25 protein-coding genes are annotated in these 25711 nt (G+C 68.3%); 15 read left to right on the forward strand and 10 right to left on the reverse strand.

Annotated elements, in window-relative coordinates; all coding sequences use genetic code 11:
• Window positions 1–60 precede the first annotated feature (60 nt).
• From ACO1BU_RS08475 to ACO1BU_RS08490, 4 genes are read left to right on the forward strand one after another with little or no spacing between them, the layout of a single operon-like run.
• The gene (locus tag ACO1BU_RS08475) at window positions 61–1092 is read left to right on the forward strand and encodes an ABC transporter substrate-binding protein (RefSeq protein WP_424135480.1); all 1032 of its coding nucleotides are present in this window, start codon (window positions 61–63) and stop codon (window positions 1090–1092) included.
• On the forward strand, window positions 1076–1891 hold the full coding sequence (locus ACO1BU_RS08480; RefSeq protein WP_424135481.1) for an ABC transporter ATP-binding protein: 816 nt from the start codon (window positions 1076–1078) through the stop codon (window positions 1889–1891). Before ACO1BU_RS08475 ends, ACO1BU_RS08480 begins: the two co-directional genes overlap by 17 nt.
• Window positions 1884–2708 (forward strand): ABC transporter permease, encoded by an 825-nt coding sequence (locus ACO1BU_RS08485; protein WP_424135482.1) that lies wholly within the window; start codon window positions 1884–1886, stop codon window positions 2706–2708. The genes ACO1BU_RS08480 and ACO1BU_RS08485 overlap by 8 nt, the downstream gene beginning before the upstream one ends.
• Window positions 2709–2727: 19 nt before the next feature.
• The gene (locus ACO1BU_RS08490) at window positions 2728–3813 is read left to right on the forward strand and encodes a TRAP transporter substrate-binding protein (protein ID WP_424135531.1); all 1086 of its coding nucleotides are present in this window, start codon (window positions 2728–2730) and stop codon (window positions 3811–3813) included.
• A gap of 689 nt (window positions 3814–4502) precedes the next feature.
• On the opposite strand, the gene ACO1BU_RS08495 is transcribed toward ACO1BU_RS08490, so the two are convergent.
• The 7 genes from ACO1BU_RS08495 to ACO1BU_RS08525 form a co-directional block, all read right to left on the reverse strand.
• A complete protein-coding gene (locus ACO1BU_RS08495) occupies window positions 4503–5504 on the reverse strand; it encodes a Bug family tripartite tricarboxylate transporter substrate binding protein (protein ID WP_424135483.1) in 1002 nt (333 codons plus the stop codon).
• 86 nt (window positions 5505–5590) lie between these two features.
• Entirely contained in the window at window positions 5591–6640 is a 1050-nt protein-coding gene (locus tag ACO1BU_RS08500; RefSeq protein WP_424135484.1) for a malate/lactate/ureidoglycolate dehydrogenase, read from the reverse strand.
• A gap of 103 nt (window positions 6641–6743) precedes the next feature.
• A complete protein-coding gene (locus tag ACO1BU_RS08505; RefSeq protein WP_424135485.1) occupies window positions 6744–7706 on the reverse strand; it encodes a Bug family tripartite tricarboxylate transporter substrate binding protein in 963 nt (320 codons plus the stop codon).
• Window positions 7707–7737: 31 nt separating this feature from the next.
• Entirely contained in the window at window positions 7738–8691 is a 954-nt protein-coding gene (locus ACO1BU_RS08510) for a 2-hydroxyacid dehydrogenase (RefSeq protein ID WP_424135486.1), read from the reverse strand.
• Window positions 8692–8702: 11 nt separating this feature from the next.
• Window positions 8703–9680, reverse strand: coding sequence for a Bug family tripartite tricarboxylate transporter substrate binding protein (locus ACO1BU_RS08515; RefSeq protein ID WP_424135487.1), 978 nt, complete (start codon window positions 9678–9680; stop codon window positions 8703–8705).
• A gap of 22 nt (window positions 9681–9702) precedes the next feature.
• Complete coding sequence (locus tag ACO1BU_RS08520; RefSeq protein ID WP_424135488.1) at window positions 9703–10905, reverse strand: mandelate racemase/muconate lactonizing enzyme family protein; 1203 nt, start codon at window positions 10903–10905, stop codon at window positions 9703–9705.
• 12 nt (window positions 10906–10917) lie between these two features.
• On the reverse strand, window positions 10918–11910 hold the full coding sequence (locus tag ACO1BU_RS08525; RefSeq protein WP_424135489.1) for a Bug family tripartite tricarboxylate transporter substrate binding protein: 993 nt from the start codon (window positions 11908–11910) through the stop codon (window positions 10918–10920).
• 141 nt (window positions 11911–12051) lie between these two features.
• Between ACO1BU_RS08525 and ACO1BU_RS08530 the strand changes: the two genes are divergently transcribed.
• From ACO1BU_RS08530 to ACO1BU_RS08540, 3 genes are all read left to right on the forward strand, one after another.
• Window positions 12052–12729 carry a FadR/GntR family transcriptional regulator gene (locus ACO1BU_RS08530; protein ID WP_424135490.1) on the forward strand — a complete coding sequence of 226 codons (678 nt, stop codon included), beginning with the start codon at window positions 12052–12054 and terminating at the stop codon, window positions 12727–12729.
• A gap of 182 nt (window positions 12730–12911) precedes the next feature.
• Complete coding sequence (locus ACO1BU_RS08535) at window positions 12912–13064, forward strand: hypothetical protein (RefSeq protein WP_424135491.1); 153 nt, start codon at window positions 12912–12914, stop codon at window positions 13062–13064.
• Window positions 13065–13103: 39 nt separating this feature from the next.
• The gene (locus ACO1BU_RS08540; RefSeq protein ID WP_424135492.1) at window positions 13104–13364 is read left to right on the forward strand and encodes an SDR family NAD(P)-dependent oxidoreductase; all 261 of its coding nucleotides are present in this window, start codon (window positions 13104–13106) and stop codon (window positions 13362–13364) included.
• Between the two features lie 90 nt (window positions 13365–13454).
• Here the strand turns inward: ACO1BU_RS08540 and ACO1BU_RS08545 are convergent, their stop codons facing one another.
• Together ACO1BU_RS08545 and ACO1BU_RS08550 are read right to left on the reverse strand one after the other, a co-directional pair.
• On the reverse strand, window positions 13455–16643 hold the full coding sequence (locus ACO1BU_RS08545) for an efflux RND transporter permease subunit (protein WP_424135493.1): 3189 nt from the start codon (window positions 16641–16643) through the stop codon (window positions 13455–13457).
• Window positions 16644–16657: 14 nt separating this feature from the next.
• Complete coding sequence (locus ACO1BU_RS08550; protein WP_424135494.1) at window positions 16658–17788, reverse strand: efflux RND transporter periplasmic adaptor subunit; 1131 nt, start codon at window positions 17786–17788, stop codon at window positions 16658–16660.
• A 120-nt stretch (window positions 17789–17908) separates the two neighbouring features.
• Between ACO1BU_RS08550 and ACO1BU_RS08555 the strand changes: the two genes are divergently transcribed.
• From ACO1BU_RS08555 to pqqE, 8 genes are all read left to right on the forward strand, one after another.
• Window positions 17909–18508, forward strand: coding sequence for a TetR/AcrR family transcriptional regulator (locus tag ACO1BU_RS08555; RefSeq protein WP_424135495.1), 600 nt, complete (start codon window positions 17909–17911; stop codon window positions 18506–18508).
• A gap of 64 nt (window positions 18509–18572) precedes the next feature.
• Window positions 18573–20087 (forward strand): serine hydrolase domain-containing protein, encoded by a 1515-nt coding sequence (locus ACO1BU_RS08560; RefSeq protein ID WP_424135496.1) that lies wholly within the window; start codon window positions 18573–18575, stop codon window positions 20085–20087.
• A gap of 62 nt (window positions 20088–20149) precedes the next feature.
• Window positions 20150–21730: an ABC transporter substrate-binding protein gene (locus ACO1BU_RS08565; RefSeq protein ID WP_424135497.1), complete on the forward strand. Its 1581-nt coding sequence runs from the start codon at window positions 20150–20152 to the stop codon at window positions 21728–21730.
• Between the two features lie 126 nt (window positions 21731–21856).
• On the forward strand, window positions 21857–21946 hold the full coding sequence (pqqA, locus tag ACO1BU_RS08570; RefSeq protein ID WP_424135498.1) for a pyrroloquinoline quinone precursor peptide PqqA: 90 nt from the start codon (window positions 21857–21859) through the stop codon (window positions 21944–21946).
• Between the two features lie 51 nt (window positions 21947–21997).
• Entirely contained in the window at window positions 21998–22930 is a 933-nt protein-coding gene (gene pqqB / locus ACO1BU_RS08575) for a pyrroloquinoline quinone biosynthesis protein PqqB (RefSeq protein WP_424135499.1), read from the forward strand.
• Window positions 22927–23655 carry a pyrroloquinoline-quinone synthase PqqC gene (gene pqqC / locus ACO1BU_RS08580; RefSeq protein ID WP_424135500.1) on the forward strand — a complete coding sequence of 243 codons (729 nt, stop codon included), beginning with the start codon at window positions 22927–22929 and terminating at the stop codon, window positions 23653–23655. Before pqqB ends, pqqC begins: the two co-directional genes overlap by 4 nt.
• Window positions 23652–23927 carry a pyrroloquinoline quinone biosynthesis peptide chaperone PqqD gene (pqqD, locus tag ACO1BU_RS08585; RefSeq protein ID WP_424135501.1) on the forward strand — a complete coding sequence of 92 codons (276 nt, stop codon included), beginning with the start codon at window positions 23652–23654 and terminating at the stop codon, window positions 23925–23927. Before pqqC ends, pqqD begins: the two co-directional genes overlap by 4 nt.
• Window positions 23924–25021: a pyrroloquinoline quinone biosynthesis protein PqqE gene (gene pqqE, locus ACO1BU_RS08590; RefSeq protein ID WP_424135502.1), complete on the forward strand. Its 1098-nt coding sequence runs from the start codon at window positions 23924–23926 to the stop codon at window positions 25019–25021. Before pqqD ends, pqqE begins: the two co-directional genes overlap by 4 nt.
• 83 nt (window positions 25022–25104) lie before the next feature.
• On the opposite strand, the gene ACO1BU_RS08595 is transcribed toward pqqE, so the two are convergent.
• Entirely contained in the window at window positions 25105–25704 is a 600-nt protein-coding gene (locus tag ACO1BU_RS08595; protein WP_424135503.1) for a c-type cytochrome, read from the reverse strand.
• Window positions 25705–25711: the final 7 nt, after the last annotated feature.

The following is a 25711-nucleotide window of genomic DNA, read 5'->3' on the forward strand; positions in this document are numbered from 1 at the left end:
CGGCACGGCGGCGCCGAGCTGAGCAGGATCGATCCACAGACCTAGCCTGGAGCAAGATCAATGCTTCTGACCACCCGACGCATCCTGCCCGTCCTCCTGGCCTCGCCCTTCCTGTCGAAACAGGCCCGCGCGGCCGAGCGCGTCACGGCTCGGCTGGACTGGTCCACCTGGGGGGTGCACGCGCCCTTTCACCTCGCCCTCGCGAAGGGATGGTTCGAGCGCCACGGCGTCGCCGCGCAGTTCGAGGACGGCAACGGCTCGACCGCGACTGTGCAGATTGTCGGCAATGGCGGATTCGACATCGGCCATGCCGCGCTCGGGCCGATGATCATGGCGCGCGGCCGCGGCGTGCCCGTGCGCGCCACCGCCGCCTTCCTGCGACAGAACGATATCGGCGCGATGCTGCCCGAGGGCAGCGGCATCACCACCATCGCGGCGCTACGTGGCAAGAAGCTCGCCTACACGCCCGGCTCGCTGGAGGCGCCCTTCATCGACCGCTTCCTCGCCGCTGGCGGGCTGAAGCGCGACGATCTGGAGCTGCAAAGCGTGGACGCGGCCGGCAAGGTCGGCCTCTATGTCAACAACCGGGTGGACGGCATGCTCTCCACCATTCCCTTCACCCTTCCATCCGTCCGCGCGCAGCGGCCCTCCATCGCCATCCGCTTCGCGGATCACGGGCTGGCCTTCCCCAGCTTCGGCCTCTTTGCCACCGAGCGCAGCATCGCGCAGAAGCCGGATGCGCTTCGCCGCTTTTCCAGCGTCGTCGCAGGCACCTGGTCCTACATCCTGGACGGGCATGAGGACGAGGCGGTGCGGGCCATTATCGCCGCGCGCCCGCAGGCCCGGCTGCAACCGGCCGTGCTGCGGGAGCAAATCGAACTCATCCGCGGCTATGTGACCACAGAGGCCACCAAGGGCCAGCCAATCGGCCCTATGGCGGAGGCGGACTGGGCCGAGGCCGCGGCGAATCTTGCTACCGCGGGCCAGATTCCCAAAGCCGAGCCGGCGGGCGCCTATTTCGACGCGACGCTGCTCGATACGCGGATTATCGAGGACCTTGCGAAGGGCGCGAGCGGTGCTGCTCCCCGCTGAAGCAGGGCAGGCCACCGCCGTGCCGGCGGTGCAGCCCTTCATCTCCGCACGCGGCGTCACCAAGCGCTTCGGCGGACCGGCCGGCGTGCTCGCGCTGGACAGGGTGGACCTCGATATCCGGCCGGGCGAGTTCGTCAGCCTTCTCGGTCCCAGCGGCTGCGGCAAAAGCACCTTCCTGCGCTGCCTGGCAGGGCTTGAGAAACCCAGCGGCGGCCTGCTGAGCCTCGCGGACGAGCCCATCACCGCGCCCCCTAAGGGGCTCGGCATCGCCCTGCAGCGCGACGCCCTCCTCGAATGGGCGGATGTACTCGACAACGTTCTCTTGCCCGCCGATTTCGCCGGGCTGCCGCGGCGGGACCATGTTGCCCGCGCGCGCCAGCTTCTCTCCATGGTCGGGCTGAGCGATTTCCTGCACGCCTATCCCCACACTCTCTCCGGCGGCATGCGGCAGCGTGTCGCCATCTGCCGCTCCCTCCTGCTGCGCCCCTCGCTCCTTCTCATGGACGAGCCCTTCGGCGCACTGGACGCGATGACGCGGGACCAATTGAACGTTGACCTGCACCGGCTCTGGCGAGAGCAACGGATGACAGTGGTCTTCGTCACTCACTCCATTTCAGAGGCGCTGTTCCTCTCCACACGCGTGGTGGTGCTCGCGCCGCGCCCGGGGCGCCTTGTGGACGACATCAAGGTGGAACTGCCGGAGCACCGCCGTCTCGCTGTGCGGGAAACGCCTGAGTTCGGCGCGCTCAGCCGCCAGCTGCGCGGACGCTTCGAGGCGATGGGGCTGCTCCATGAGTAAGTACTCCTCCCATCTCCTGCCCTGGCTTGGTGCCATCGGCTTCGTGCTACTCTGGGAAGCGGCCGTGCATCTCTTCGCGCTGCCGCCCTTCCTCATTCCGGCCCCCAGCTTGGTGCTCGCCGACATTATGCAGTTTCCGGGCTGGTTCGCAGGCCAGGCGGCCTACACCACGGCCGTTACCCTGGCCGGCTTCGTCGCCGCCGCCGTGTTCGGCATCGCCTTCGCCGTGCTGATCGTTGAATCTCCGATGCTCGACCGGCTGCTCTTTCCGCTTTTCGTCGCGTTGAACAGCGTGCCAAAGGTCGCGATGGCGCCGCTCCTCGTCATCTGGTTCGGCACGGGCGCGACGCCGAAGGTGGCCATTGCCTTCCTTATCGCCGTCTTCGCCGTGGTGATCGACGCGGCGCTCGGCCTGCGCTCCGTCTCGCCCGACGTGCTCGACATGGCGCGCGCCCTGCGCGCGCCGCACTGGAAGATACTCCTGCGGATCCGGATCTTCGCCGCGCTGCCCTCGATCTTCGCGGGGCTGAAAGTAGCGATGTCACTCTCCCTCGTGGGCGCAATCGTCGGCGAGTTCGTCTCCGCACAGGCCGGGCTGGGATATGTCATCCTTACTGCACAGGGGCAGTTCGACACGCCGCGGGTCTTTGCGGCCCTCGCCATCCTCTCCGTGCTCGGTGTGGCATTGATTGGTGCGGTGGATGCTCTGGAACGTCGGGCCATGCCCTGGCGCCACGGGACGACGCGTCGGCTTAGCCGTCGCGAAAGGGCGGACGCGGCCGCTGCGCTCCCCGCGACACAGGCCAGAGGAGACTGAAAGCATGAAGCGTCGCGGAATGATTTTCGGGGTGGGTGCCGCCACGGCAGCCGCGGCCCCGCTCGCCACCCCGGCGCTCGCGCAGCCGGCGCCGTTGGTGCGTTGGCGAATGGCTACCGCCTGGCCGAAGAGCCTCGACGCCATGTACGGCTCTGCTGAGGCGCTTTGCCGTCGCGTTAGCGAGGTGACGGAAGGCCGCTTCCAGATCCGGTGCTTCGCCGGCGGAGAGATCATGCCGGCGCTGCAAGTGCTGGATGGTGTGCAGAACGGCACTGTCGAGTGTGGCCACATTCTCTCGCCGAACTACATTGGCAAGAGCCCAGCCTATGCGTTCGACGGCGGACTTCCGTTCGGGCTCAATGCGCGCCAGCAAGCGGCATGGCTTTTCGAGGCTGGTGGGCTGGAGCTGGTGCGGAACTTGTACCGCAAGGTCAATGTCGTTCCTTTTCCCTGCGGGAATGTCGGCACGCAGATGGGCGGCTTCTATCGCAAGGAGATCCGCACGCTGGAGGATTTGCAGGGCCTGAAGATGCGCATCGGGGGGCTTGGCGGCACCATTCTCACCAAGCTCGGCGCGGTGCCGCAGCAGCTTGCTGCTTCGGATATCTACGCTTCTCTCGAGCGTGGCACGATTGACGCCTCCGAGTGGATCGGCCCCTATGACGACGAGAAGCTCGGCCTTCATAAGGTTGCGCCGTATTACTATTCACCGGGCTGGTGGGAAGGCAGCGCAGGTATCACTGCGCCGGTAAACCTCGCAGCTTGGGAGGCGCTGCCCGCCAGCTTCAAGCTGGCCTTCGAGATGGCCGCGACCGAACAGACCTTGTTGATGCTAGCGCGGTACGACGCCCGCAACCCGGACGCACTACGCCGCCTCCTCGGCGCCGGAACCCAGCTTCGCATTTTCCCCCGCCCTATCCTTGAAGCTGCCTACAAAGCCTCTTTCGAGACCTTCGAGGAGATTGCGGGGCAGAATGAGGATTTCCGTACGATCTATCGGCCATGGAAGCGCTTCCTGGAGAGCTCCAACCCGTGGTTCCGCGTCGCCGAGGCCAGCCTTGATGGGTTCCGGCTTAGCCACGACATCCCCAGCTCACCGCAGTAACCGGACCGGGGCCGTGCGGGGCTTGATGGTCCCGCACCGTTCCACCCGCCAAGGGCCGGCATCCCGCATGCGGACACACTACCGGGATGCGGGATGACAGAACCACTACTCGCCTTCGGTCACGTCGTGGGCCGCTTAAACGCGAATGTCGCTGGATCACCAATTGGATGACGCTGCTGGCCTGCCTGATGATTGCCGACTGACTGTGTTGCACAGGCTCGGTCTGCCGGTCTGGGTGGAATAGGATTGCGAGAGGGGACGACGGCCTGCCTTCCAGGGACGTCCAGCTTGCCGTCAGAGGCGAACACCGACCACCCGCATCACATCCCGAAGCAGTGCTTCGGAGGGACGGGCTGGGCAGAGTACGATGCGGCCCTACGCAGGCGAGGCAATCTGCCCGAATGGTTCACGGAGACCGCGAGCGCGGCCTGGGAGGCTTAGCCCCGGAGCACGTGGGGCAGATAGCCGCACCACCCGGAGCCAGCCACCACGACGGCCCGACCCCTCGGGGGTGGGCCCGCTTGGCGCTGCGCCAGACCGAGGGGCTGATCTGCCCCCATTATCGCCCGGCCCGGGCTGCTCTGGCTGTGCCGGACCATACGACCCTCAGCCTCCGGGCCGGAACGCGGCAGGCAGCTTCCACGATCGCTGCATCAGCCCGCATGCCTTCACGGACTCCGGACAGGGCATCACCCCTCCCGCCAGGGTTTCTCCGACCACAACTTCCGGAACTCGGCCTCCCGCCCCAGGGTGAAGGCGCGGTACTCCTCCCCGACGATCGAGCGGATAGGCATGCCGAGCCGGTCCGCCTCGGCCAGGAAGGCGGGGTCGGCCAGGACGGTGCGGAAGGCCTCTACGAGCCGGCCATGGATCTCGGCGGGAAGGCCCGGCGGGCCGCAAATGCCACGCTGGGCGCCGCCACCGGACAGGGCCAGGCCGGTCTCCTGCAAGGTGGGCACCTCCGCTGCCTTGTGCCAGCGTGAGGCACCGGCCTGGGCGAGGCAACGGAACCGGCCATCAGTCAGCCCCTCATAGCCCTCGCTCATGTTGAAGGACCCGAAATCGATATGGCCGCCCATCATGGCGGTCTGCAGGGGCGCGGAGCTGTTGAAGGGAATGTGGACGAAGCGCGTGCCCGGCATCTTCTGCGCGATGTCAAGGACGAGGAGGTGGTCGTCCGAGCCAACGCCTGTGGTGCCGTAGGACAGGCCCTCGGGCTTTGTACGGGCCGCCTCCAGCAGGTCGGCGATGCTCCGGTAGGGGGAAGCGGGACGGAGCCAGAGCCCGCCCGGGTCGTCCACCACATTCGCGATAAAGCTGAACTCGCCAGCTTTGTAGCGGGTGGGGCGCTCGATGGGGATGGTGACCAGCGTGGGGGAGGTCACCACCGTCAGCAGGTAACCATCCGGCCGCGCGTTGAAGACATACTCATTACCGGTCTGGCCGGAGGCGCCGGGGCGATTGGAGATGATGAAGTTGGCGCCGGGCAGCAGCTTCTGCACATAGGGCAGCGTGACCCGGGCGATGATGTCGCTCCCACCGCCGGGGGTGAAGGGCACCACCACCTCGATCGGGCGGTCCGTAGGCCAGGCGCGCTGGGCCAGGGCTGGTGCCGCGAGCGCGGTACCGAGGACGGCCGCACCCAGGCCACGCCGGGTGATCACCGCTGGCGACAAATTCCCGTTGTTCATCCCTTCCTCCCTTCTCGGCCGTCTCGCCAGCTTGTTCCCGTTCCGCTCCGGCGCGGGCCTCGCGCCTGCGAGGCCCGCAGTTCCCCTCAGGCAGCCTCCAGCGCGACGCCCACGCTTGCCGCGGCCTTGCCGATTTCCCGCCAGGTGGTGGCGTCGACGGGGATGCCCTCTGCGAGGCGCTTGCGGCGGCTGGCACGCTCAGGGTCGCCCGCCACCATCACCGGCTTGTCCGGATCAATGGCGGCGGCGGTCTTCATATGCGCGACCACCGCCTCCACCTCCTGCGCAAACCAGGGCAGGTCCACGACGCGGCCGGGGTCGATCAGGATGGCCGTCATGCCGTTGATAATGGCAGGGTCCGCGGCATCGGCGCGCTGCGCGGCACCACCACCGGTCAGTGCGCCGCCCAGCAGCTCGCAGATGAGCGAGAGGCCGGAGCCCTTGTGTTCGCCGAAGGCCAGCAGCGCGCCACGCGGCCCTTCCCCATACAGCACATCCGGGTCAGTGGAGGGCTGGCCCTCATGGGTGATGATTGAGCCAGGCGCGACATGCCGGCCCTCGTTGCGCGCCACGCGCACCTTGTTGAGCGCGATCCGGCTGGTGGCGAAATCCAGCACGATGGGCGCATCGCCATGCGGCACGGCGATGCAGATGGGATTCGTGCCCGTACGCGGCTCCCGCCCGCCATGGGGCGCCACGCGCGGCGCGCCGGAGATACCGTTGACGAAGGCGAGCATGATCAGCCCGGCCGCCACCGCCTGCTCGCCATAGGTGCCAACGCGACCGATATGATGGACGTTGCGAAGCGCCAGAAGGGCGAGCCCGTTCGCCCCCGCGGCGCCGATGGCCCAATCCGTTGCCTCGCGGGCGATGACCTGGCCGAAGCCCATCTCCCCATCCACCACGGCGATCGTCGGATCGCGCCGGATGAACTCGGCATGGCGATTCGGGTGCAGGCGGCCGGCGCCGATATTGCGGATATAGGCGGGAAGCACGCCGACGCCATGACTGTCATGGCCGCGGAGGTTGGACTCAATCAGGTGGTCAGCGACGATCGCAGCCTCCTCCGCACCGCTGCCCGCACCGCACAGGATCCGATTCACCCCGGCACGCAACCGCTCCGCCTCAATCAGCATCAGTCTCGTTCCTCTTCTCGCCTTGTGGCCCGACCACCCTTCGGCGCCCTCACTTCGTGCCCTCGGTCCACCCCGCCGGGCATCGCCCGCCCCTCCGCCACGCTCAGGCAGGTTTCAGGGCCGCCCGAAGGCGGTCGGTGATCCGGTTCATCTCCGCCTGAAAAGCGGGGCCATCCAGGTAGCCCTCGGTTGCACCGGTGCGCTCCAGAAAGGTCTTCCAGGCCGGGGAGGCCATCGCTTCGCGGAAGCGGTCATGCAGGCCGGCGGCCGCGGCGTCCGGCAATCCCGCCGGCGCCACCAAGCCCTTCATCCCTTCCACCTGCACGTCGAAGCCCAGCTCCCGCAGCGTCGGCACCGCCGGGAAGCGGTCCAGCCGCTCAGGGGAGGCCACGGCGAGCAGGCGGATCTGCCCCGTCTCCAACAAACCGCCCATGTCCTCGGGCGCCGCACCCGTCAGCCGCACCGTGCCGGAGAGCAGCGCCTGCAGGGCTGGTGCGCCACCCTGATAGGGCGCGTGCAGTAGCTCCGTCCCGCTCGCCCGCTCCAGCAGCACGAAAAGTGCGTGGTAGATTGAGCCGATGCCCGAGCTGGCATAGGCGATCTCGCCCGGCCTCTCCCGCGCCGCCTGCAGGATGGGGGCGAGCCCCGCGGCGCCGTCATTGCCGCGCGCAACGATGAAGAGTGGCTGGCGCGTCAGCCGGATAATGGCGCGGAAAGAGGTGCGCGGATCGTAGGGCACCTCGCGGAAGGCCGGCAGGGTGAGGGATTCACTGCCGCCCGCGATCAGCAGCGTCTGTCCGTCCGGCGGCAGCCCCGCCACGTATTGCGCGGCCAGCGCACCGCTGGCGCCCGGGCGGTTCACCACCACAAGCGGCACGGGAAAGAGCGGCGCCGCAGCCTGAGCGATCGCGCGGGCCGGCAAGTCCGAATTTGCGCCCGGGGCGAAGCCCACGATTACTTCGATCGGACGTGCGGGCTGCCAGGCAGAGCGCGGCTGCGCCAGGGCGCGCGGAATGGCGGAAAGGGCCGCGAGCGAGAGCACCGCGCGCCGCGGGATGATGACCATGGCCTTCTCCTCCCCTTCTTTCGCGCCGCCGCTATCTGACGGTGCGCACCACGTTCTCCAACGGTATTCCTTCGGCCAGCCGTCGGATGTTCTCCGCGATGAAGGCGTAGCGCCGCTCCATCAGTCCCTCCGTCCAGCCGGAGATGTGCGGCGTGGCGCGCAGGTTCGGCAGTTCGTGGAAGGGAAAGCGAGAGGGCGGGCACTCCGCCTCCCCCGGCTTCGGGTAGCGGTACCAGACATCGATGGCCGCCCGCGCGATGCGGCGGTTCCGCAGCGCCTCAAACAGGGCCTCCTCCTCCGCCACCTCCGCCCGCGCCACATTCACCAGCAAGGCGGAAGGCTTCATCGCACCCAGCTCCGTCGCACCGATCAGGCCGCGCGTGCTGTCGTCCAGCGGGCAGCACAGGACGAGCACGTCGGTCTCGGGCAACGCTTCCGACAGCCGCGCCACAGCCAGGCTTTGATCCGCCGCCACGTCCGGTTGGCCACGGCGGGTGATGGCGATAATCCGCATACCGAGCGCCCGCGCGCGGGTGGCGATCGCCCGGCCGATATGCCCGAAGCCGACCAGGGTCATGGTCCGGCCGCAGGCCTCGCCATGGAAGGGCCGGCTCCGGTGCGCGGCCGGCCAGGTCTCCGCATCCAGCCGTGCCGGAAGCGCGCCCAGCTCCAGCACATGCTCCAGCACGGCAAAGAGCACGTACTCCGCCATCGGAATCTCGTGCTCGAAGACGTTGCAGGCGGTGCAACCCGGCGGCAGTGCCTCCAGCGCGACGCCGTCCAGCCCCGCGCCAGGAAGCTGGAGCAATCGGCAGTCGAGCCGCCCAGCCTCCTCCTCCGTCAGGCGGTTCGTGACGAGCACATCCGCGCGGATCGGCCCCTCCGGCGGCAAGCGTTCCAGAGACACGACCTCATGGCCCGTCCCGAGCAGTACGCTCAGCCGCGGGACCTGCGGAGCCTGCGCGCCGATGAGTTGGATCAGCATCGAGCCAACTCCTATTCCGCCGTGATCCGGCCGGTCTTCACGACCTGCCGCCAGCGCTCGATTTCAGCCTGCTGAAAGGCAGCGAACTCCCCGGGGCTGTTGCCCACCACCTCGAAACCCTGTTCGGTTAGGCGCGGGGCCACGGCGGGGCTGCGCAGCGCTGCCACCGCCGCGTCATGCACCTGTGCCAGGAGCGCCGGCGCCATTCCCGGCGGACCGCCGAAGCCCTGCCAGGAATAGACGACGAAGTCGCGCAATCCGGCCTCCTGTGCGGTCGGCACCTTCGGCAGCACGGGGCTGCGCTCGGCCGATGTGATGAGGATCGGACGCAGTCGCCCATCCTGAATGTGTGGAATCACAGCGCCGAGGTTCTGGAAGGAGATCTGCGTATCGCCCGCGATCACGCTTGTCATCGCTGGGCCACCGCCGGAATAGGGCACATGCGTCATCTCGGTGCCCGTGGCGATCTTGAACATCTCCCCCGTCAAATGGTCCGAGGCGCCGACTCCGGAGGAGGGATAGGAGGCGTTGCTGGCGTTGCGCTTCATCCAGGACACCAGCCCCGGCAGGTCCGTCGCCGGCACCAGCGGGTTCACGACCAGCACGTTCGGTGTCCGCACGGTCTGCGTGATGCGGGTGAGCTGCGTAACGGGATCGTAGCCGAGGTTAGGCCGCAGCGCGACGTTGATGGCCCAGGTGCTGATCGGTGCGTGCAGCAGCGTGTACCCGTCGGGCGCCGCGCGTATCACCTGTCGCGCACCCACCTCGCCCGTGGCGCCCGGCCGGTTCTCCACGGCGAAGGGCCGGCCCAGCGCCTGCTGCATCGCCTGCGCAAGGGCGCGCGCGATGATGTCGGAGGAGCTGCCGGGCGCGAAGGGTACAATAATGGTGACGGGCCGCGACGGCCAGGCGTCCTGACGGCCTTCCTGAGCCCGCGCGTCCCAGGGCAGGGCCAGGGCTCCGGCGGCGAGGAGGATGCGGCGCCTCATGGCACACTTCCTCCGGCCCGGCTCATCGCGGCACGCTCTCGCGAATCACGGCATCCGGCCGCGTCCGCACGGAATTCTGCAACTTCGTGCCCAGCCCCGGCGCCGTAGGCGCTTGTACCAAGCCGTTCTTCAGTATCGGCAGTTCCGTCACCAAGTCGCGGTACCAGGTGGCCAGCGTGGCGCGCACCACCTCCTGGAAGATGGCGGTAGGCGCGTGCAGCGCGAGGTGCAGGCCGGACATCAGCGTGATGGGACCGGTGCAGTCATGTGGCGCGAGAGGCTTGGCATAGGCTTCGGCCAGGGCGGCGATCTTGCGGCCTTCTGTCAGCCCGCCGCACCAGGCGAGGTCGATCATCACCATGTCCAGCGCATCGGCCGCCAGCAGGTCGCGAAAGGGCACGGCGCCGCCCAGCGTCTCGCTGCCGCAGATGGGCGTGCGCGTCTGACGGCGCAGGTCGGCCAGGGCGTGGGCATCATCCATCTTGGCGATGGGGTCCTCGGCCCAGAAGACGCCGACATCCTCGAGTGCGCGGCAGATGCGAATGGCGGCGTGGCTGGACCAGAGGCTGTGCAGCTCGGCCATCATCTCGATCCGGTCGCCCACCGCGCGGCGAACCTTGCGGAAGGGCTCGATGCCGGCCTTGAGGTCCTCCAGCGTGATCATATGGCCGCCCGAAGCCTCGGCGTAGATGTCGAGCGGCCAGATCTTCATGGCGGTGTAACCCTCGGAGAGAAGGCTTTCGGCCAGCTTCCCGGCATCGCGCATGAAGGCGATTTGGTCGTCATAGGGGCCGGCTGCCTCCTCCTGACCGGAGGTGCTACGGCGGCCGCCGCTGGTGTTGTAGGCATAGCCGGCGCAGGTGTTGTAGGCGCGGATTTCGGTGCGCACGGCACCGCCCAGGGCCTCGTGCACAGGGATGCCGTGGCGCTGCCCCGCGAGGTCCCACAGCGCGATGTCCACAGCGCTGGCGGCACGCACCTCGGCGCTCGCGCTGTGGAAGCCGAGATAGGGCGTCATCAGATGGCGGGAGACCTGCTCGATGCGGCGCGAATCCTTGCCGATCAGCCAGGGCGCAACCTGTTCATGCAGGACCGCTTCCACGGCCTGGGCACCGCGGAAGGATTCCCCGAGGCCGGTCAGCCCCTCCTCCGTTTCGATCTCCACCCAGATGAGGTTGGGACGCTCAGCAATGCGGATGGTGCGGAGGCGCGTTACTTTGGACAAAGAGTTCGTCTCCTACTCGGCGCTGATGTGGTTGGCGCGGATCACATTGCCCCAGCGCGTTGCCTCGCTGCGCAGCTGCTCGGCCATGCGAGAGGGCGGACCGCCCAGCGGAACCACCGCAGCCTCCTGCAAGCGCTGGCGGACGGTCGGGTCCTCCAGCGCCTTGTTGAAGGCGGCATTGAGGGCGTTGACCGTCACTTCCGGTGTGCCGGCGGGGGCAAGGAAGCCGAACCAGCTGTCGATCTCCAGCCCTTGCGCCAGCTCGGGCAGGCCGGATTCGCGGAAGGTGGGCAGGTCTGGCAGCTCGGGGATGCGCTCATTGGAAACAGCGGCGATAGGGCGCACCGTGCCGGCGCGGATCTGCGGCAGAATGGAGGGCAGGTTGTCGAAGAAGACGTCGATTCGTCCGCCGATGAGGTCAGTTATCGCCGGGCCGCTGCCACGATAGGGGACGTGCACCCAATTAATGCCAAGCATGCCGCGCAGCAGCTCCGGTGCCAGCTGGTTGGAGGCGCCGACCCCCGAGGAGCCGAAGGTGATGGTGCCAGGCTTGGCGCGCACCAGTGCGATAACCTCGGCCAGATTCCTGGCCGGCAAGGCGTTGCTGACAGACATCACATTGCGCACTGCCCCCGTCAGGATTACGGGCGCGAAGCTGCGCTGCAGGTCGTAGCCGGGATTAGCGTAGAGGAAGGGATTCGCCGCACAGGTGCCGATGGTGCACTGGATCAGCATCGTGCCATCCGGCTGCGCGCGCGCCACCTCTGCCGTGCCAATATTGCCTGCCGCCCCCGCCTTGTTGTCCACGACGGCGCCCGCGGGCAAGTAGGGAGCCGCGCCCGCGGCCAGGATGCGCGCCACGATGTCGCTTGTTCCGCCAGGCGCGAAGGGGACGACGATTCGCACGGGCCGGCTCGGGATTTGGGCAGTCGCCGGCACCGCCCAGGACGCGATGACGGAGAGCAGCCCGGCCAGGACAATGCCCAGCCCAACACGACGGGCCATGCCGATCCCTCCCGGCCTGTTCTGATTGCCAGCAGCTTTACCGATCCACCAAATCTGTCAATCAGCTTCTTCGTAATGGCGTTTCCAAGTGACAGATTTTACAACTTGGGGCTAATTGGCTGGGCAATGTACGGAATAGCCATGGGCCAAGCCGCACGCCGTCCGCTCAGCGACGAGATCTATGATCGCCTTCGGGACCTGCTGGCATCCGAAAGCTTCCCGCGTGACTCTCGCCTGCCTGCGGAAGCGGAGTTGGCGCGCCGCCTCACCGTCTCACGCCCCGTGCTGCGCCAAGCGCTCGCCCGGCTCCGGGCGGAGGGCCATATCCTCTCCCGCAAAGGGTCGGGCAGCTATGTGCGGGAGCCGACCCGACCCGCCTCCCCCAGCTTTGGCCCGCTGCACAGTATCCCCGACATGCGCGCCTTTCTGGAATTTCGGTGCAGCCTCGAGAGCGAGGTGGCGGCCCATGCAGCCCGGCGCGCTGACCCCATGGCGATTACAACCATCCGCCAGGCCCTGTTGCAGCTGGAAGAAGACACGGCGGGGCCGGAGGCCGATGCGGCGTTTCACCTTGCGATCGCACGCGCCACGGGCAACCGCTTCTTCCTGACGACGCTGGAGGCCTTCCGCGAGCAGATGATGTCCGGCATTCGCCTGACGCGCGAATTCTCGGGCCGCCCAGACAGGGAGCGCCGCCCGGAGATCGCAGGCGAGCATGCCCGCATCGCAGAAGCCATCGTGGCGGCGGATGAGCAGGCGGCACGGCAGGCGATGACGGAGCACCTGCGCGGCGGCATCCGACGCCTCTTTGGCGCCTGAATACAGGGTGAGCGCACAGTTGGGCTGAGACTTGACTGCCCGCCTGTCCAGTCGCGCGTGCCACTGGCCAAGCAAGCCGGACAGCCGGATGCCGTGCTCGCAACAGCGTCGTTCCTCGCGGCTACCAGCAGTCCGAGCGCTACCGCCGGGTCTCGCTGAAGGTCTCGCGCGGGCGCCGCTCCGTGCAGGAGCATGCGGCGATCTTCGAGGCAGCCATGGCGCGCAACGTGCTGCGTGCCACCCGAGTGACCGAGTTGCATATGCGCCGAACGGCCGAGGAAGTCCGCCACGAGCTGGAGAATGCGGCCGCCGCCACGAAGGTGGACGCCCCGTGACCCTACCGCGCCCCTGGGATCTCTCCGGCCTAACCGTCCTTGTCACTGGGGCCGCGGGGGGCATCGGCGCCGGAGGACCTTCGCGTGAATGCCGTTGCCCCGGCCTGGGTGAGGACCGGCTTCATCGGAGAATTCGCAGAAGACCGCGCGCTGATGGCCAGGATCGCCGATGTGACGCCGCTCCGCCGAATTGCGGAGCCAGAGGAGGTCGCGGCCGCCACCCTCTTCCTGGCCAGCGACGCCGCGTCGATGATAACCGGCCATATCCTGGCAGCGGATGGCGGCTTCCTGGCACGCTGAAAGCGGTCCGGATCCTGCCGCCCGGCCTCGCTGTCCTGCAGTAGTTCGACGCGCCGGGCTGGCTTCAGCCCGGCGCGATCCATGCCGCCCCTAGTGCTCGGCCATGCCCAGCGGGCTGGGCAAGCTCCCCTCCGCTTCCCGCCTCTCACGACGGGCCAGGGCCCGCGCGACCACGTAGAAGACGGGGGTGAAGATCAAGCCAAATACAGTGACGCCGAGCATGCCCGCGAAGACAGCAGTGCCAAGGCTCTGTCGCATCTCCGCCCCCGCCCCGGTTGCCACGGCCAGCGGCAGCACGCCCAGGATGAAGGCGAGAGAGGTCATCAGGATCGGGCGAAGCCGGGTGCGCGCCGCGGCTTCCGCGGCCTGCCACCGGGTCATTCCTTCCGCCTCGGCCGCCCGGGCGAACTCGACGATCAGGATGGCGTTCTTCGCCGCCAGGCCGATCAGCACCACCAGCCCGACCTGCACCAGCACGTTGTTGTCCAGCCCGCGCCAGACCACGCCGGCCATGGCCGCCAGCACCGACATCGGCGCGATCAGCACCACCGCCAGCGGCAACAGCCAACTTTCATACAGTGCCGCGAGCAGCAGAATGACAAAGACCACGGCCAGACCGAAGGCGATGGGGGCAGTGTTGCCCTGGGTCGTCTCCTGAAGAGCGATCTCCGTCCACTCATAGCCGAAGCCAGGAGGCAGCTCCTGCGCCAGCACCTGCTGCATGGCTGCGATCGCCTGGCCGGTGGAGACACCCGGCCGTGGCGCACCCTGCACCTCTGCCGCAGGATAGAGATTGTAGCGCGGCACGCGATAGGCGGCCGTGTCATCCTCCAGAGCCGCGAGGGAGCCGATCGGCACCATGGCGCCGCTGTCATTCCTCGTCCGCAGCAGGGCCACGTCGCGCGGCGTCAGGCGCTGCGCTTCCTCCGCCTGGGCCGTGACGCGGTAGGTACGGCCGAGAATGTTGAAGTCGTTGACGAAGGCCGAGCCGAGATAGACCGAAAGTGCCTCCGACACACGGGAGAGGGGCACGCCCAGCATCTCGGCCTTGGTCCGGTCCACCTCAGCCCGCAGCGTCGGCGTGGAGGTATTGAACAAGGTGAAGGCCATGGCGATCTCCGGCCGCTGGTTGGCGGCGGCGACTACACGGTTCGTCACCTCCTCCAGCGCCCGGGGGCCACGATCCCCACGATCCTGGATATAGAGCTTGAAGCCGCCACCCGTGCCGATGCCGGGCACGGAAGGGGGCGGGATGACCAGCGCGAGGGCATCGCGCTGCTGCATCAGCTTCGCCTGCACCGCCTGGGTAATGCCAGGGAAGGTCAGGTGCTCCGCCGCGCGCTCCTCGAAGGACTTCAGCGTGACAAAGATCACGCCGGAATTCGGCGCATTGGTGAAGGTCGCGCCATCGAAGCCCGTGAAGGCCACGGAATGCGCAACCCCCGGCACCTCCATCACATCACGCGCTGCCTGACGGATCACCGCATCGGTGCGCGCCAGCGCCGCGCCGGGCGGAAGCTGGAAGGCGGCGATGAGGTAACCACGATCCAGCGGCGGGATTAGCCCGGTGGGCGTGGTCTGCACGGTGTAGCCGGTGAAGGCCAGCAGCCCGGCATAGAGGACGAGCAGCATCGCGGAGAGCCGCACCAGCCGGCGGGTCAGTGACCCGTAGCCGATGGAGAGCAGGTCGAAAAGCCGGTTAAAGCCGCGGAAGAAGAGCCCGAAGGGCGCCCCCAGCCAAGCCCGCCAGCCCGTCGCATGGCCATGGCCATGCGGCCGCAGCAGGAGCGCCGCGAGTGCGGGGGAGAGGGTGAGCGAGACCAGCGCGGAGAGCAGCGTCGCCACGGCGATGGTCACGGCGAACTGCCGGTAGAAGGCGCCGGAGAGCCCCTCGATGAAGGCCGTGGGCACGAAGACGGCGCAGAGGACGAGCGCGATGGCCATCAGCGCGAAGCCCACCTCGTCCATGGTGCGGCGCGTGGCGGTCACGGGGTCCAGCCCGTTCGCCATGTGCCGCTCCACGTTTTCGACCACCACGATGGCGTCGTCCACCACGATGCCGATGGCCAGGATCAGGCCGAACATCGACAGGCTGTTCAGCGAGACACCCAGCGCCGCCATCAGCGCGAGCGTGCCGATGATGGAAACCGGGATGGCCGCCAGCGGGATGATCGAGGCGCGCCAGGACTGGAGAAAGAGAATCACCACCAGCACGACGAGGATGATAGCCTCGACGAAGGTGTGAACCACCGCCTCCATCGACTGCTCGATGAACTGCGTGGTGTCATAGACCGTGTGGTAGGCCAGGCCCGGTGGGAAGTCGCGCTTCAGTTCCTCCAGCGTGGCGCGCAGCCGCTTGGCCGTGTCGAGGGCATTGGAGCCCGGCCGCTGGAAGACGGGGATGGCGACCGCCTTGTCCGCATCGAGATAGGCGTTGAGCGAATAGTCCTGGGCGCCAAGTTCCACCCGGGCGATGTCGCGCAGGCGCAGCGGCGCGCCGCCCTCGCCCGTGGCCACCACGATGTTGGAGAACTCCTCCACACTGCGGAGACGGCCGAGAGCCTGGATATTCACCTGGAAGGCGCCGCTTCCGGCGCCAGTGGGCGGCTGGTTCAGGCCACCGGCTGCCACCTGCACATTGGCGCGGCGCAGCGCGTCCAGAACCTCGCCCGGCGTCAGGCCGCGGGCCGCGACCTTGGCGGGATCAAGCCAGATCCGCATGGCGTAGTCGCGCGCGCCGAAAACCTGCACGTCGCCGATGCCATCCAGCCGCGCGATGCGATCCTTCACATTCAGCATCGCGTAGTTGGAGATATATTGCTCGTCGCGCGAGCCGTCCGGTGAGGTGAGGTGGATCACCATCATGATGTCCGGCGAGGCCTTGCGCACGGTGATGCCGAGGCGCCGCACCTCCTCCGGCAGGCGAGGCTCGGCCACCGCCATGCGGTTCTGCACGAGGACCTGGGCCTGATCGACATCGACGCCCTGGCGGAAGACGACATTGACCGTCAGCCGTCCATCGCCCGTGGCCTGGGAGGAGACATAGAGCATGCCCTCCACCCCGTTGATCTCCTGCTCGATCGGCGAGGCGACGGTCTCGGCGATCACGGCGGCGGAGGCGCCGGGATAGGTCGCGGCGATCGTGACCGTGGGCGGCGCGATTTCCGGATACTCGCTGATCGGCAGGCGCAGCCCGGCAATGGCGCCGATCAGCACGATCGCGATGGAAATGACCGAGGCGAAGACCGGCCGGGATATGAAGAATTGGGCAAAGCGCATGGCACGGGCCTCGTTCAGCGGACTTCAGCGAGGCGGGCGGGGCCGGTGATGGGCTTCACCTCCGCCGTGACCCGCGCCCCCGGCCGGGCGAGATGCAGCCCGGCGACGATCACCTGGTCCCGCTGGCCCAGCCCATCGCGGATCACACGCATCCCGTCCACGACCGGGCCAAGCACGACGGGCTTGGCGACCACGGTGCCGTCAGCGGCCACCGTCATCACCACCCGCGCGGCCTGATCAGCGGCAATGGCGGCGTCGGGCACCATCAGCACCTCCCCCTCTCCCGCTCGCAGGCGCCCGAAGACGCCGGGCGTCAGAAACAGATCGGGATTGGGGACCGTGGCGCGCGCCCGGATGGTGCCGGACCGCGCATCCACGACCGTATCCAGGAAGTCCAGCCGACCCTGGCGGTTCCAGCCGGTCTCATCGGCCAGGCGCAGCTGCACCGTGTCAGCACTGCCATTCGCCTCCGGCCGCGGGCCACCGCGGCGGGTCAGGCGCAGATAGTCAGCCTCGCTCATGTCGAAGCTGGCGTAGATCGGGTCAAGCGCCACGATCGTGGTCAGCAGGGTGCTGCCGGCCTGCACGAGATTACCCGCGTCCACCCGGCGGTCGGAGACGCGGCCGGATTGGGGGGCGCGGATCTCGGTCCAGCTTCGCTCCAGCTCGGCCTGGCGCAGCCTGGCGCGGGCCTCGGCGATGCCGGCCTCGGCATCCCGCTGCGCTGCGCGGCGCGTGTCGAGCTGGGCCTGGGGGGCATAGCGGTCGCGCACCAGGGAGGAGGTCCGGTCGATCTCCTGCCGCGCCAGTTCCAGCTTGGCCTCGGCCCGCGCCAGCTCGGCCCGGGCACTCTCGATCGCGATGTCGAAGGGACGGGGATCAATGGTGAAGAGAAGCTCGCCCGCGCGGACGATCTGCCCATCACGGAAATTCACCTTGTCCACCTGGCCGGAGACGCGGGCGCGCAACTCCACCCGGGCGGAAGGCTCCAGCCGGGCGATGTGCTCCTCCCATTCCGTGATGTTGCGGCGCAGGGGCTCGGCCACGGTCACGGCAGGCGGAGCCGGCTGCGCCAGGGCGGGCAGGGTGGGCAGAAAGAAGGCAAGGGCCAGCAGGGCCAGGGTCTTGCGGGTAAGGGTCAACACGACCAATCTCCGGGAGGCCGGATGATACCGACCGGTTCGTCACATTGATACGAACCGGTCAGTAACATTGCAAGGGGCTCCATCTGGGGCTCTATTCCGGAGAGCAGAAGGAGACTGACCGTGAGCGATGCCCCGACCACCACGCCGCGCCGCCCAGTGGCGCAGCGCCTGCGCGAGGTGGCGAAAGAGCTGTTCTACAAGCAGGGCATCCGCGCCACGGGAGTCGAGGAGCTGTGCCGCGTTGCCGGCACGACAAAGATCAGCCTCTATCGGGCCTTTCCGTCGAAGGATGAGCTGATCGCCTCCATCCTGCGGGACGACTGCCAGGAGATGGCTTGCTGGTACGACCGGGTGAAGGGTTCGAACCTGCCGCCACGGGAACGGCCGGCGGCTTATCTGGCCTTCGCCGTCGAGGAGCTTCGCACGCCGGGCTTCCGGGGTTGCGCGCTGGGGCTGGCCATCGCGGAGTTCCCGGATCCCGAGCATCCGGCACGCAAGGTTGCGGATGCGCATAAGCTGAAGATGCGCAGCCTCATCCGGCAGATCTGCGTCGAAGCGGGCACAGCGGAGCCGGAGGTACTGGGCGACGCGCTTCTCCTGCTGGTGGAGGGCGCCTTCTCCTCAGCGGCCTATCTCGGCAATGAGGAGGCGGCTCGTGCCCTGGAGCACGCTGGTGCGGCATTGCTGGAAGCCGCGCTCCCCGCCCCCTCGGAAGGCTGATCCCGGCCCTGGCGCCTGAAGTGCCTCCCTTCTGATGCATGGGGGGCAGGCCTAGGATGCAGCGATGAGCCAAGCCGATCTGTCCCGCGGGGCCACCATGGCCGCCTCCATCACTGATCTCTGGTCCAGGGAGGGCGGACCGGGCGGAGCAATGGCCCTTTTCGATCGGCATGGCCTTCGCGGCGCTTCGGCCGGCGGCTTCGCCAGCCTGGAACACGGCATCCCCTTTGAAACCCGGACTCCAAGCCGCTGGGCATCCATCAGCAAGCAGTTCTGCGCCGTGACCGCCCTGCGCGCCGGTTTGGACCTGACATCGCCCCTGGGCACGCTGGTGCCGGGCCTGCCGGAGACCTTGGCCGCCGTCCCGCTCGAACACGCGCTGGGCATGACCGGGGCCATCCCGGACCTGATGGAAACCCTGTGGCTGCTTGGCCTTCCCTACACCGCCAGCCTCTCGGAAGCCGAGTTGCTGGATCTGTGTCGCCGCCTGCCCGGCACTTCGGGGCCGCCAGGGGCCGAGATGGCCTATTCGAACACCGGCTGGCGGCTGGTCGCCGCCGCCTTCGCGGCTGGGCGGCCGGAGTCCTATGGACAGGCGCTGCGCCGCCTGGTGCTGGAGCCGCTGGGCCTGGGGGAAGTGGCTTTTCCCGAGGACGAGGCCACGCCCGTGCCCAGTCTGGCCACCCCCTATTGGCGGGATGGACATGCCTGGCGCCGGGGCCGCTACGGCCTGCATTTCTCCCCCTCCGGCGGGCTGGCCGGCAGCGTGGAGGCTCTGGCCCTCTGGGGATCGGCCCTCCTGGCTGGGAAGGGGCCCTTGGCCGGGATGCTTGCCCGCCTCTCGGCCCCGCGCCCCTTCCCGGATGGGGCGGACAACTTCTACCGCCTCGGCCTTTCCGCCATTGACTTGGATGGGCTGGCGCTCATTGGGCATGGCGGCTCCCTGCCCGGGGTGAAGACGCATATCCTGATGGCGCCGGAACTCGGCTGTGGCGTCGCGCTCATCTCCAACCGCGAGGATACGGACCCGCTCTGGCTTGCGCTCCAGGTCATGGCCGTCATGACCGGACGGGTCCTGCCGCAGCCCGGCACCCTGCCCCCTGGCCGCTATGCGGAAGCCGAAGGCGAGGCCTGGGCTGAGGTGGAGGGGGGAACAATCACCTTCATGGGCGTGACCGACCGGCTCTTCGCGACCGCAGAGGGTGCGCGCACCTTGCCGGCCTATTTGCAGGCCACGCTGCGCAGCGCGCCGGATGGCGCAATCGAGGGCCGCATCGGTGGCGTCCTCCGCCGTCTTCTTCCGGTGTCGGAAAAAACGGCGCTGGACCCGGCCCTGCACGGCAGTTGGCGGAACGATGCCTTCGGCGTCACGCTCGAAGTGCAGGCGGATGGAACCGCGCTGCTGCCCGGCATCCATCCACGGGAGGCTTGCACATTGCGGCCCCTGCCCGGCGGAAGGGCCGTGGCGGACCGGCGGCATGGCCCCTGGCGCGCGCGCCCCCTCCTCTGGCTCCAGCCGGACGGATCGCTCCGGTTGGTGTCCCACCGCTCACGGGTGTTGGTTTTCCGCCGGGCCTGAAGCAGTTGGCGGCCGTCTCCTGGCGTGCTGCACTTTCCCGAAGGGGAAAGAAGGATTCGACCATGGGCCTGCGCCGCCTGTTGCTCGCCTGCACCGGCCTTGCCGCTCTCTGCCTGGGTCAGGCCGCAGCGCAGCCGGCGCCGAACCGGGTGCTGCGCGTCGCGCCCCATGCGGATCTGCGCACGCTCGACCCCGTGGTCGCCTCCATTGTCATCACCCGCATGCACGGGCTGATGATCTACGAAACCCTCTTTGCCTGGGATTCGAAGCTAAACCCGCAGCCGCAAATGGCCGCGCGGCACGAGGTATCGGCCGATGGGCTGACCCACACCATCGGGCTGCGGGACGGGCTGCGCTTCCATGACGGCCAGCCCGTGACGGCGCGCGACGTGGTCGCCTCGCTGGAGCGCTGGATGGCGCGAGACACAGTGGGCGGGAAGCTGAAGGAATATGTCGCGGCAATGGAGGTGGTGGATAACCGCACCATTGCCCTGAGGCTGAACCGGCCGGTCGGCATCGTGCCCTTCGCGCTCGGCTCCGCCGTCGGCATGATTCCAGCCATCATGCGCGAAAGCGATGCACGCACCGATCCCTTCCGGCCGGTAACGGAAACAATCGGCTCCGGCCCCTTCCGCTTCAACCGGGCCGAATGGCGGGCCGGGGCGCGCGTGGTCTATGACCGCAACCCCGATTATGTGCCACGCAGCGAACCGGCGAACGGGCTGGCCGGCGGGCGCGTGGTGAAGGTGGACCGCGTGGAGTGGCAGATCATGCCCGATGCGGCGACCGCGGCCGCCGCCCTGCAGACCGGCGAGATCGATATCTGGGAGCAGCCGTCCCAAGACCTGATCGCGACCCTCAGCCGGTCCCGCGACATCCGGGTGGAGCGCTACACAAGCCTGTCCAATCAGGTGATGCTGCGGCCGAACCACCTGCACCCGCCCTTCAACGACCCGCGCGCCCGCCTGGCCCTCGCCTATGCGACCGACCAGGCCGATTTCCTGGCCGCCGGATATGGCGATGAGCGCTGGTGGCGTCGCTGCGCCTCCTATTTCATCTGCGGCACCGCGAATGGCACGGAAGCGGGCAGCGAGGCCTATGCCCGGCCCAATCTCGAAACCGCCCGGCGCCTGCTGGCCGAAAGCGGCTATCGTGGCGAGAAGCTGGTCCTGACCACCTCCTACGACATTCCCCCGATCGGCCGCATGGCCGAGGTGGCGGCGGACCGGCTGAAGCAGGCCGGCTTCAACATCGACCTGCAGGTATCGGACTGGGGCACCGTGACCACGCGCCAGCAGAACCGCGGCACGCCGGCGGAAGGCGGCTGGAACCTTTTCGTCACCACAGCCTCCGGCGCCACCATGCAGTCGCCCATCACCAATATCGGCACGAACATGGCCTGCGACCGGGCCTGGGCCGGCTGGCCCTGCGACGAACAGGCGGAACGGCTGCGTGCCGCCGTGGTGGACGCGCCGGACGAGGCTGCGCGGCGCAGCGCGACGGAGGTGGTTCACCGCCGGCTGGCGGAAATGCAGCCCTACCGCGTGCTCGGGCAGTTCGATCAACCCTATGCCCGGCGCACCAACATCTCCGGCGTGCTGGATGCCCCGGTGATGCTGTTCTGGAACATCGAGAAGCGCTGAGCGATCCAGGCCGGGCGGACCCGGTGAAATTGCCTGGTCCCTCCCCATCTCCGGTTGACGGGCCAGGGCAAGGCAGTGCCGAATGTTCCTGGTCCTGAACAGCGACCCAAAGCAGGAGGAGCCCTTATGACCTGGTCCACCCCGAAGATCGTTGAAATCTCCGTTGCCATGGAGATCAACTCCTATGCCTGCGCGGAGATCGAGGCCAAGGCCTGATCCACCGCGCCGCATGAACGGCCCCCGCATCGCCACGCGGGGCGGAATGGCGTGCTGAGGCTGATCGTGCTCGGCGCGGCAGCGGGCGGCGGGTTTCCGCAATGGAATTCCGCCGGCCCTGGATGCCGCCGTGCGCGCGCCGGCGATCCGGCCGCGCGCCCCCGGACCCAGTGTTCCCTGGCCGCCAGCGCGGATGGGGTGCGCTGGGTGCTGCTGAACGCGGCGCCCGAACTGACGGCCCAGATCGCCGCCACCCCCGCCCTGCATCCCCACCCGGCGCCGGGCGCCATCCGCCATTCACCAATCGCGGCCGTGGTCCTGACAGGGGCCGAGGTGGACACGATCGCGGGGCTGCTCTCCCTCCGGGAACGCCACGCTTTCGCGCTCTACGCCGCGCCACCCTCGCTGGCGGTGCTGGATGCCAACCCGATTTTCCGCGCGCTGGACCCGGCCCTGGTGCCCCGCCGCGCGCTACCGGTGCCAGGTCCCCTGCCCCTGTGCGACGCGGCCGGCGAAGAGTTGAGCCTGACGGTCGAGGCTTTCCCGGTGCCCGGCAAGGTGCCGTTGTTTCTTGAGAACGGAGCCGATCCTGGCCGTGCCGAGGAGGGTGAGACGATCGGCCTCACCCTGCGCGCCGGTGCTGGACCGCCCGCCTATTTTATCCCGGGCTGCGCCGCCATGACACCCGCCTTGCAGGACCGCTTGCGCGGTGCGGCCCTGGTGCTGTTCGACGGCACGCTCTGGCGCGATGACGAGATGATTCGCGCCGGCGCCGGCCCCAAGACAGGCGCACGCATGGGCCATATGAGCATCGATGGGCCGGAAGGCGTGATCGCGGGCTTCGCGGATCTCGGTGTGCGGCGCCGAATCCTGATCCATATCAACAACACCAACCCCGTCCTGCTGGCCGACAGCCCGGAACGCGCCCAGGCCGAGGCGGCGGGCTGGGAAGTGGCCGAGGACGGCCTGGAGATCACTCTTTGAGCGAGCTTCTGCCACCCGCCGAGCTGGAGGCACGGCTGCGGGCCATTGGCGCCGAGCGCTACCACAATCTGCATCCCTTCCACCGGCTGCTGCATGGCGGAAAGCTCAACAAGGGCCAGGTGCAGGCCTGGGCGCTGAACCGCTACTATTATCAGGCGCGCATTCCCGCGAAGGATGCGACCCTGCTGGCACGCCTGCCCACCACCGCCCTGCGCCGCGAGTGGCGCCGGCGGCTGGAGGACCATGATGGCGACGGCACCAAGCCCGGCGGCGTGGAGCGCTGGCTGCGCCTGACGCGCGGGTTGGGGCTGGAGGATGACTACGTCACCTCCCTCGCCGGCCTGCTGCCCGCGACGCGCTTCGCTGTGGATGCCTATGTCAATTTCGTGCGGGAGCGCACGGTGCTGGAGGCGGTCGCCTCCTCGCTGACCGAAATGTTCTCCCCCGCCATCATCTCGGAGCGTGTGAGCGGCATGCTGCGCGCCTATGACTTCGTGGACGAGGACACGCTCGCCTATTTCACCCCGCGCCTGACCCAGGCCCCGCAGGATGTCGCCTTCGCGCTGGACTATGTGAAGCGTGAAGCGCGCAGGCGGGAAGAGCAGGAACTCGTGCTCGGGGCGCTGCGCTTCAAATGCGACCTGCTCTGGGCTCAGCTGGACGCGCTGCACCACGCCTATGTCAGCCCGGGCCTGCCTCCGCCCGGCGCCTTCGTACCGGCATGACGATGCAAGGCAGCACCATCCCGCGCTTTGCCAGGGGCATGCGCCTGCGCGAAGACCTGGCGCGCGACCGCTGGGTTGTGATGGGACCGGAGCGCCTTTTCGTGCCCGATCCTGTCGCACTGGAAATTCTGCGCCTGATGGACGGCACGCGCAGCCTGGATGCAATCGTGGATGACCTTGCGGCCCGCTTCGACGCGCCGCGTGCAACCATCGCCACCGATGTGACGGCCTTGCTGGAGGATCTCGCCGCACGTGGCGTGGTGGCGGAATGAACGGCGCCGTCTCCCCGCCGCTGGGTCTTCTCGCGGAACTGACGCATCGCTGCCCGTTGCGTTGTCCCTATTGCTCCAACCCTCTGGAATTGTCGCGCGCCTCGGCGGAGTTGGACACCGCAACCTGGGGCCGCGTGTTCCGTGAGGCGGCTGCACTTGGTGTGTTGCAGCTTCACCTTTCCGGCGGAGAGCCGGCGGCCCGGCGTGACCTGGCGGAGATCGTCGGCCATGCCGCCTCGGCCGGACTCTACAGCAACCTGATCACTTCCGGCGTCTTGCTTGACGCTGCGCGCCTTGCTGCCCTTGCAAAAGCAGGACTCGATCATGTCCAGCTCTCCGTGCAGGACGCGGAAGAAGCCTCGGCCGATCGCATCGGGGGCCTCCCCGGCGGCCATGCACGCAAGCTGCGCTTTGCGGAGGCGGTGCACGTCGCCGGCCTGCCATTGACACTGAACGCTGTGGTCCACCGCCAGAACCTCGACCATCTGCCCGAGTTGATCGAGCTTGCCCTGTCGCTCGGTGCAGGGCGGCTGGAAGTGGCGCATGTGCAGTATTACGGCTGGGCCCTGCGCAACCGTGACACGCTGCTGCCCAGCCGCGCGCAGCTCGATGCCGCCACCGCCACCGTGACGCAGGCGCGCGCCGCTCTGAAAGGCCGCCTGGTGATCGACTATGTGGTTCCGGACTACTATGCGAAGCGTCCCAAAGCTTGCATGGGGGGCTGGGGACGCTCCTTCATCGCCGTCTCGCCTGCCGGCCGCGTGCTGCCCTGCCACGCCGCCGAAAGCCTGCCTGGCTTCGACTTCCCAAATGTCCGCGACGCCTCTCTGGCCGAGATCTGGGCCAATTCCGACGCCTTCCGCCGCTTCCGCGGCACAGGCTGGATGCCCGAGCCGTGCCGTGGCTGCGACCGGCGAGAGCAGGACTGGGGCGGCTGCCGTTGCCAGGCTTTCGCCCTGACCGGCGATGCCGCGAATGTCGATCCCGCCTGTGCGCTGTCGCCGCACCACCATCTGCTGGATCTTGCCGTGCAAGAGGCGGCAGCAGCCGATACGGTTTTCACCTATCGCGAGATGACATCCGCCAAAGCGTAATGCGGCGGAATGGGTCCGGCGAGAAAGAATTCTCCCCGGACCCGTGCATGGCGGTGAGAGTTCACTCCCCCGGCCGTTTCACCTCACCGCTGAGACACGTAATGCGCGATCGCGTCGAGCTCCGCATCGCTCAGCCCTTGCACCACGCCGTTCATCTGCGTGTCCGTGCCCCGTCGCTGATCGTCGCGATAGGCCCGCAGCGTCGCCGCGAGGTACTCCTCACGCTGGCCGGCGATATGCGGCACCTGATTCTGTCCGGTCAGATTGGGCAGGTGGCACACGCCACAACGCAGCCGTTCGGCGAGTTCCGCGCCTTTGTCATAGACGCCAGCATTCCGCTCTGACCGATCCGGCGGCGGCGCATGCGGCAGAGAGGCGAACCAGGAGCCCAACTCTTCCACCTGCGCGTCCGTCAAACCCTCGGAGGCCTTCTCCATGGCTGGCACGTCACGCAAACCCTCCCGGAATAGAACAAGTTGCAACGCAACGAACGCGCTCTGCTGCCCGGCCAGAGAGGGAATGCTCGGCGTCGCGGAGATGCCGCGCTCGCCGTGGCATGCCCCACAACCCCGCTCCTCGGCCAGCGCGGCACCGTGCGTGGCAGGCGTATCCTCGGCATGGGAGTGGGGAGAGAAAAGGGCTGGCGCTATCAACGCCAGCCCCAACAGAACAAGCTTCCGCACCCGTCCG

This window comes from Roseomonas chloroacetimidivorans, assembly GCF_049629625.1.
Lineage (GTDB): Bacteria > Pseudomonadota > Alphaproteobacteria > Acetobacterales > Acetobacteraceae > Roseomonas > Roseomonas chloroacetimidivorans.

Bases quoted from the DNA above. Each gene is read 5' to 3' on its own strand.
- ACO1BU_RS08560 (WP_424135496.1), top strand. From the start codon at position 18,573: ATGAGCCAAGCCGATCTGTCCCGCGGGGCCACCATGGCCGCCTCCATC.
- ACO1BU_RS08495 (WP_424135483.1), bottom strand. From the start codon at position 5,504: ATGAACAACGGGAATTTGTCGCCAGCGGTGATCACCCGGCGTGGCCTG.
- pqqE (WP_424135502.1), top strand. From the start codon at position 23,924: ATGAACGGCGCCGTCTCCCCGCCGCTGGGTCTTCTCGCGGAACTGACG.
- ACO1BU_RS08490 (WP_424135531.1), top strand. From the start codon at position 2,728: ATGATTTTCGGGGTGGGTGCCGCCACGGCAGCCGCGGCCCCGCTCGCC.
- pqqA (WP_424135498.1), top strand. From the start codon at position 21,857: ATGACCTGGTCCACCCCGAAGATCGTTGAAATCTCCGTTGCCATGGAG.
- ACO1BU_RS08545 (WP_424135493.1), bottom strand. From the start codon at position 16,643: ATGCGCTTTGCCCAATTCTTCATATCCCGGCCGGTCTTCGCCTCGGTC.
- ACO1BU_RS08510 (WP_424135486.1), bottom strand. From the start codon at position 8,691: ATGCTGATCCAACTCATCGGCGCGCAGGCTCCGCAGGTCCCGCGGCTG.
- ACO1BU_RS08515 (WP_424135487.1), bottom strand. From the start codon at position 9,680: ATGAGGCGCCGCATCCTCCTCGCCGCCGGAGCCCTGGCCCTGCCCTGG.
- ACO1BU_RS08505 (WP_424135485.1), bottom strand. From the start codon at position 7,706: ATGGTCATCATCCCGCGGCGCGCGGTGCTCTCGCTCGCGGCCCTTTCC.
- ACO1BU_RS08475 (WP_424135480.1), top strand. From the start codon at position 61: ATGCTTCTGACCACCCGACGCATCCTGCCCGTCCTCCTGGCCTCGCCC.
- ACO1BU_RS08525 (WP_424135489.1), bottom strand. From the start codon at position 11,910: ATGGCCCGTCGTGTTGGGCTGGGCATTGTCCTGGCCGGGCTGCTCTCC.
- ACO1BU_RS08500 (WP_424135484.1), bottom strand. From the start codon at position 6,640: ATGCTGATTGAGGCGGAGCGGTTGCGTGCCGGGGTGAATCGGATCCTG.
- ACO1BU_RS08530 (WP_424135490.1), top strand. From the start codon at position 12,052: ATGGGCCAAGCCGCACGCCGTCCGCTCAGCGACGAGATCTATGATCGC.
- ACO1BU_RS08485 (WP_424135482.1), top strand. From the start codon at position 1,884: ATGAGTAAGTACTCCTCCCATCTCCTGCCCTGGCTTGGTGCCATCGGC.
- pqqD (WP_424135501.1), top strand. From the start codon at position 23,652: ATGACGATGCAAGGCAGCACCATCCCGCGCTTTGCCAGGGGCATGCGC.
- ACO1BU_RS08565 (WP_424135497.1), top strand. From the start codon at position 20,150: ATGGGCCTGCGCCGCCTGTTGCTCGCCTGCACCGGCCTTGCCGCTCTC.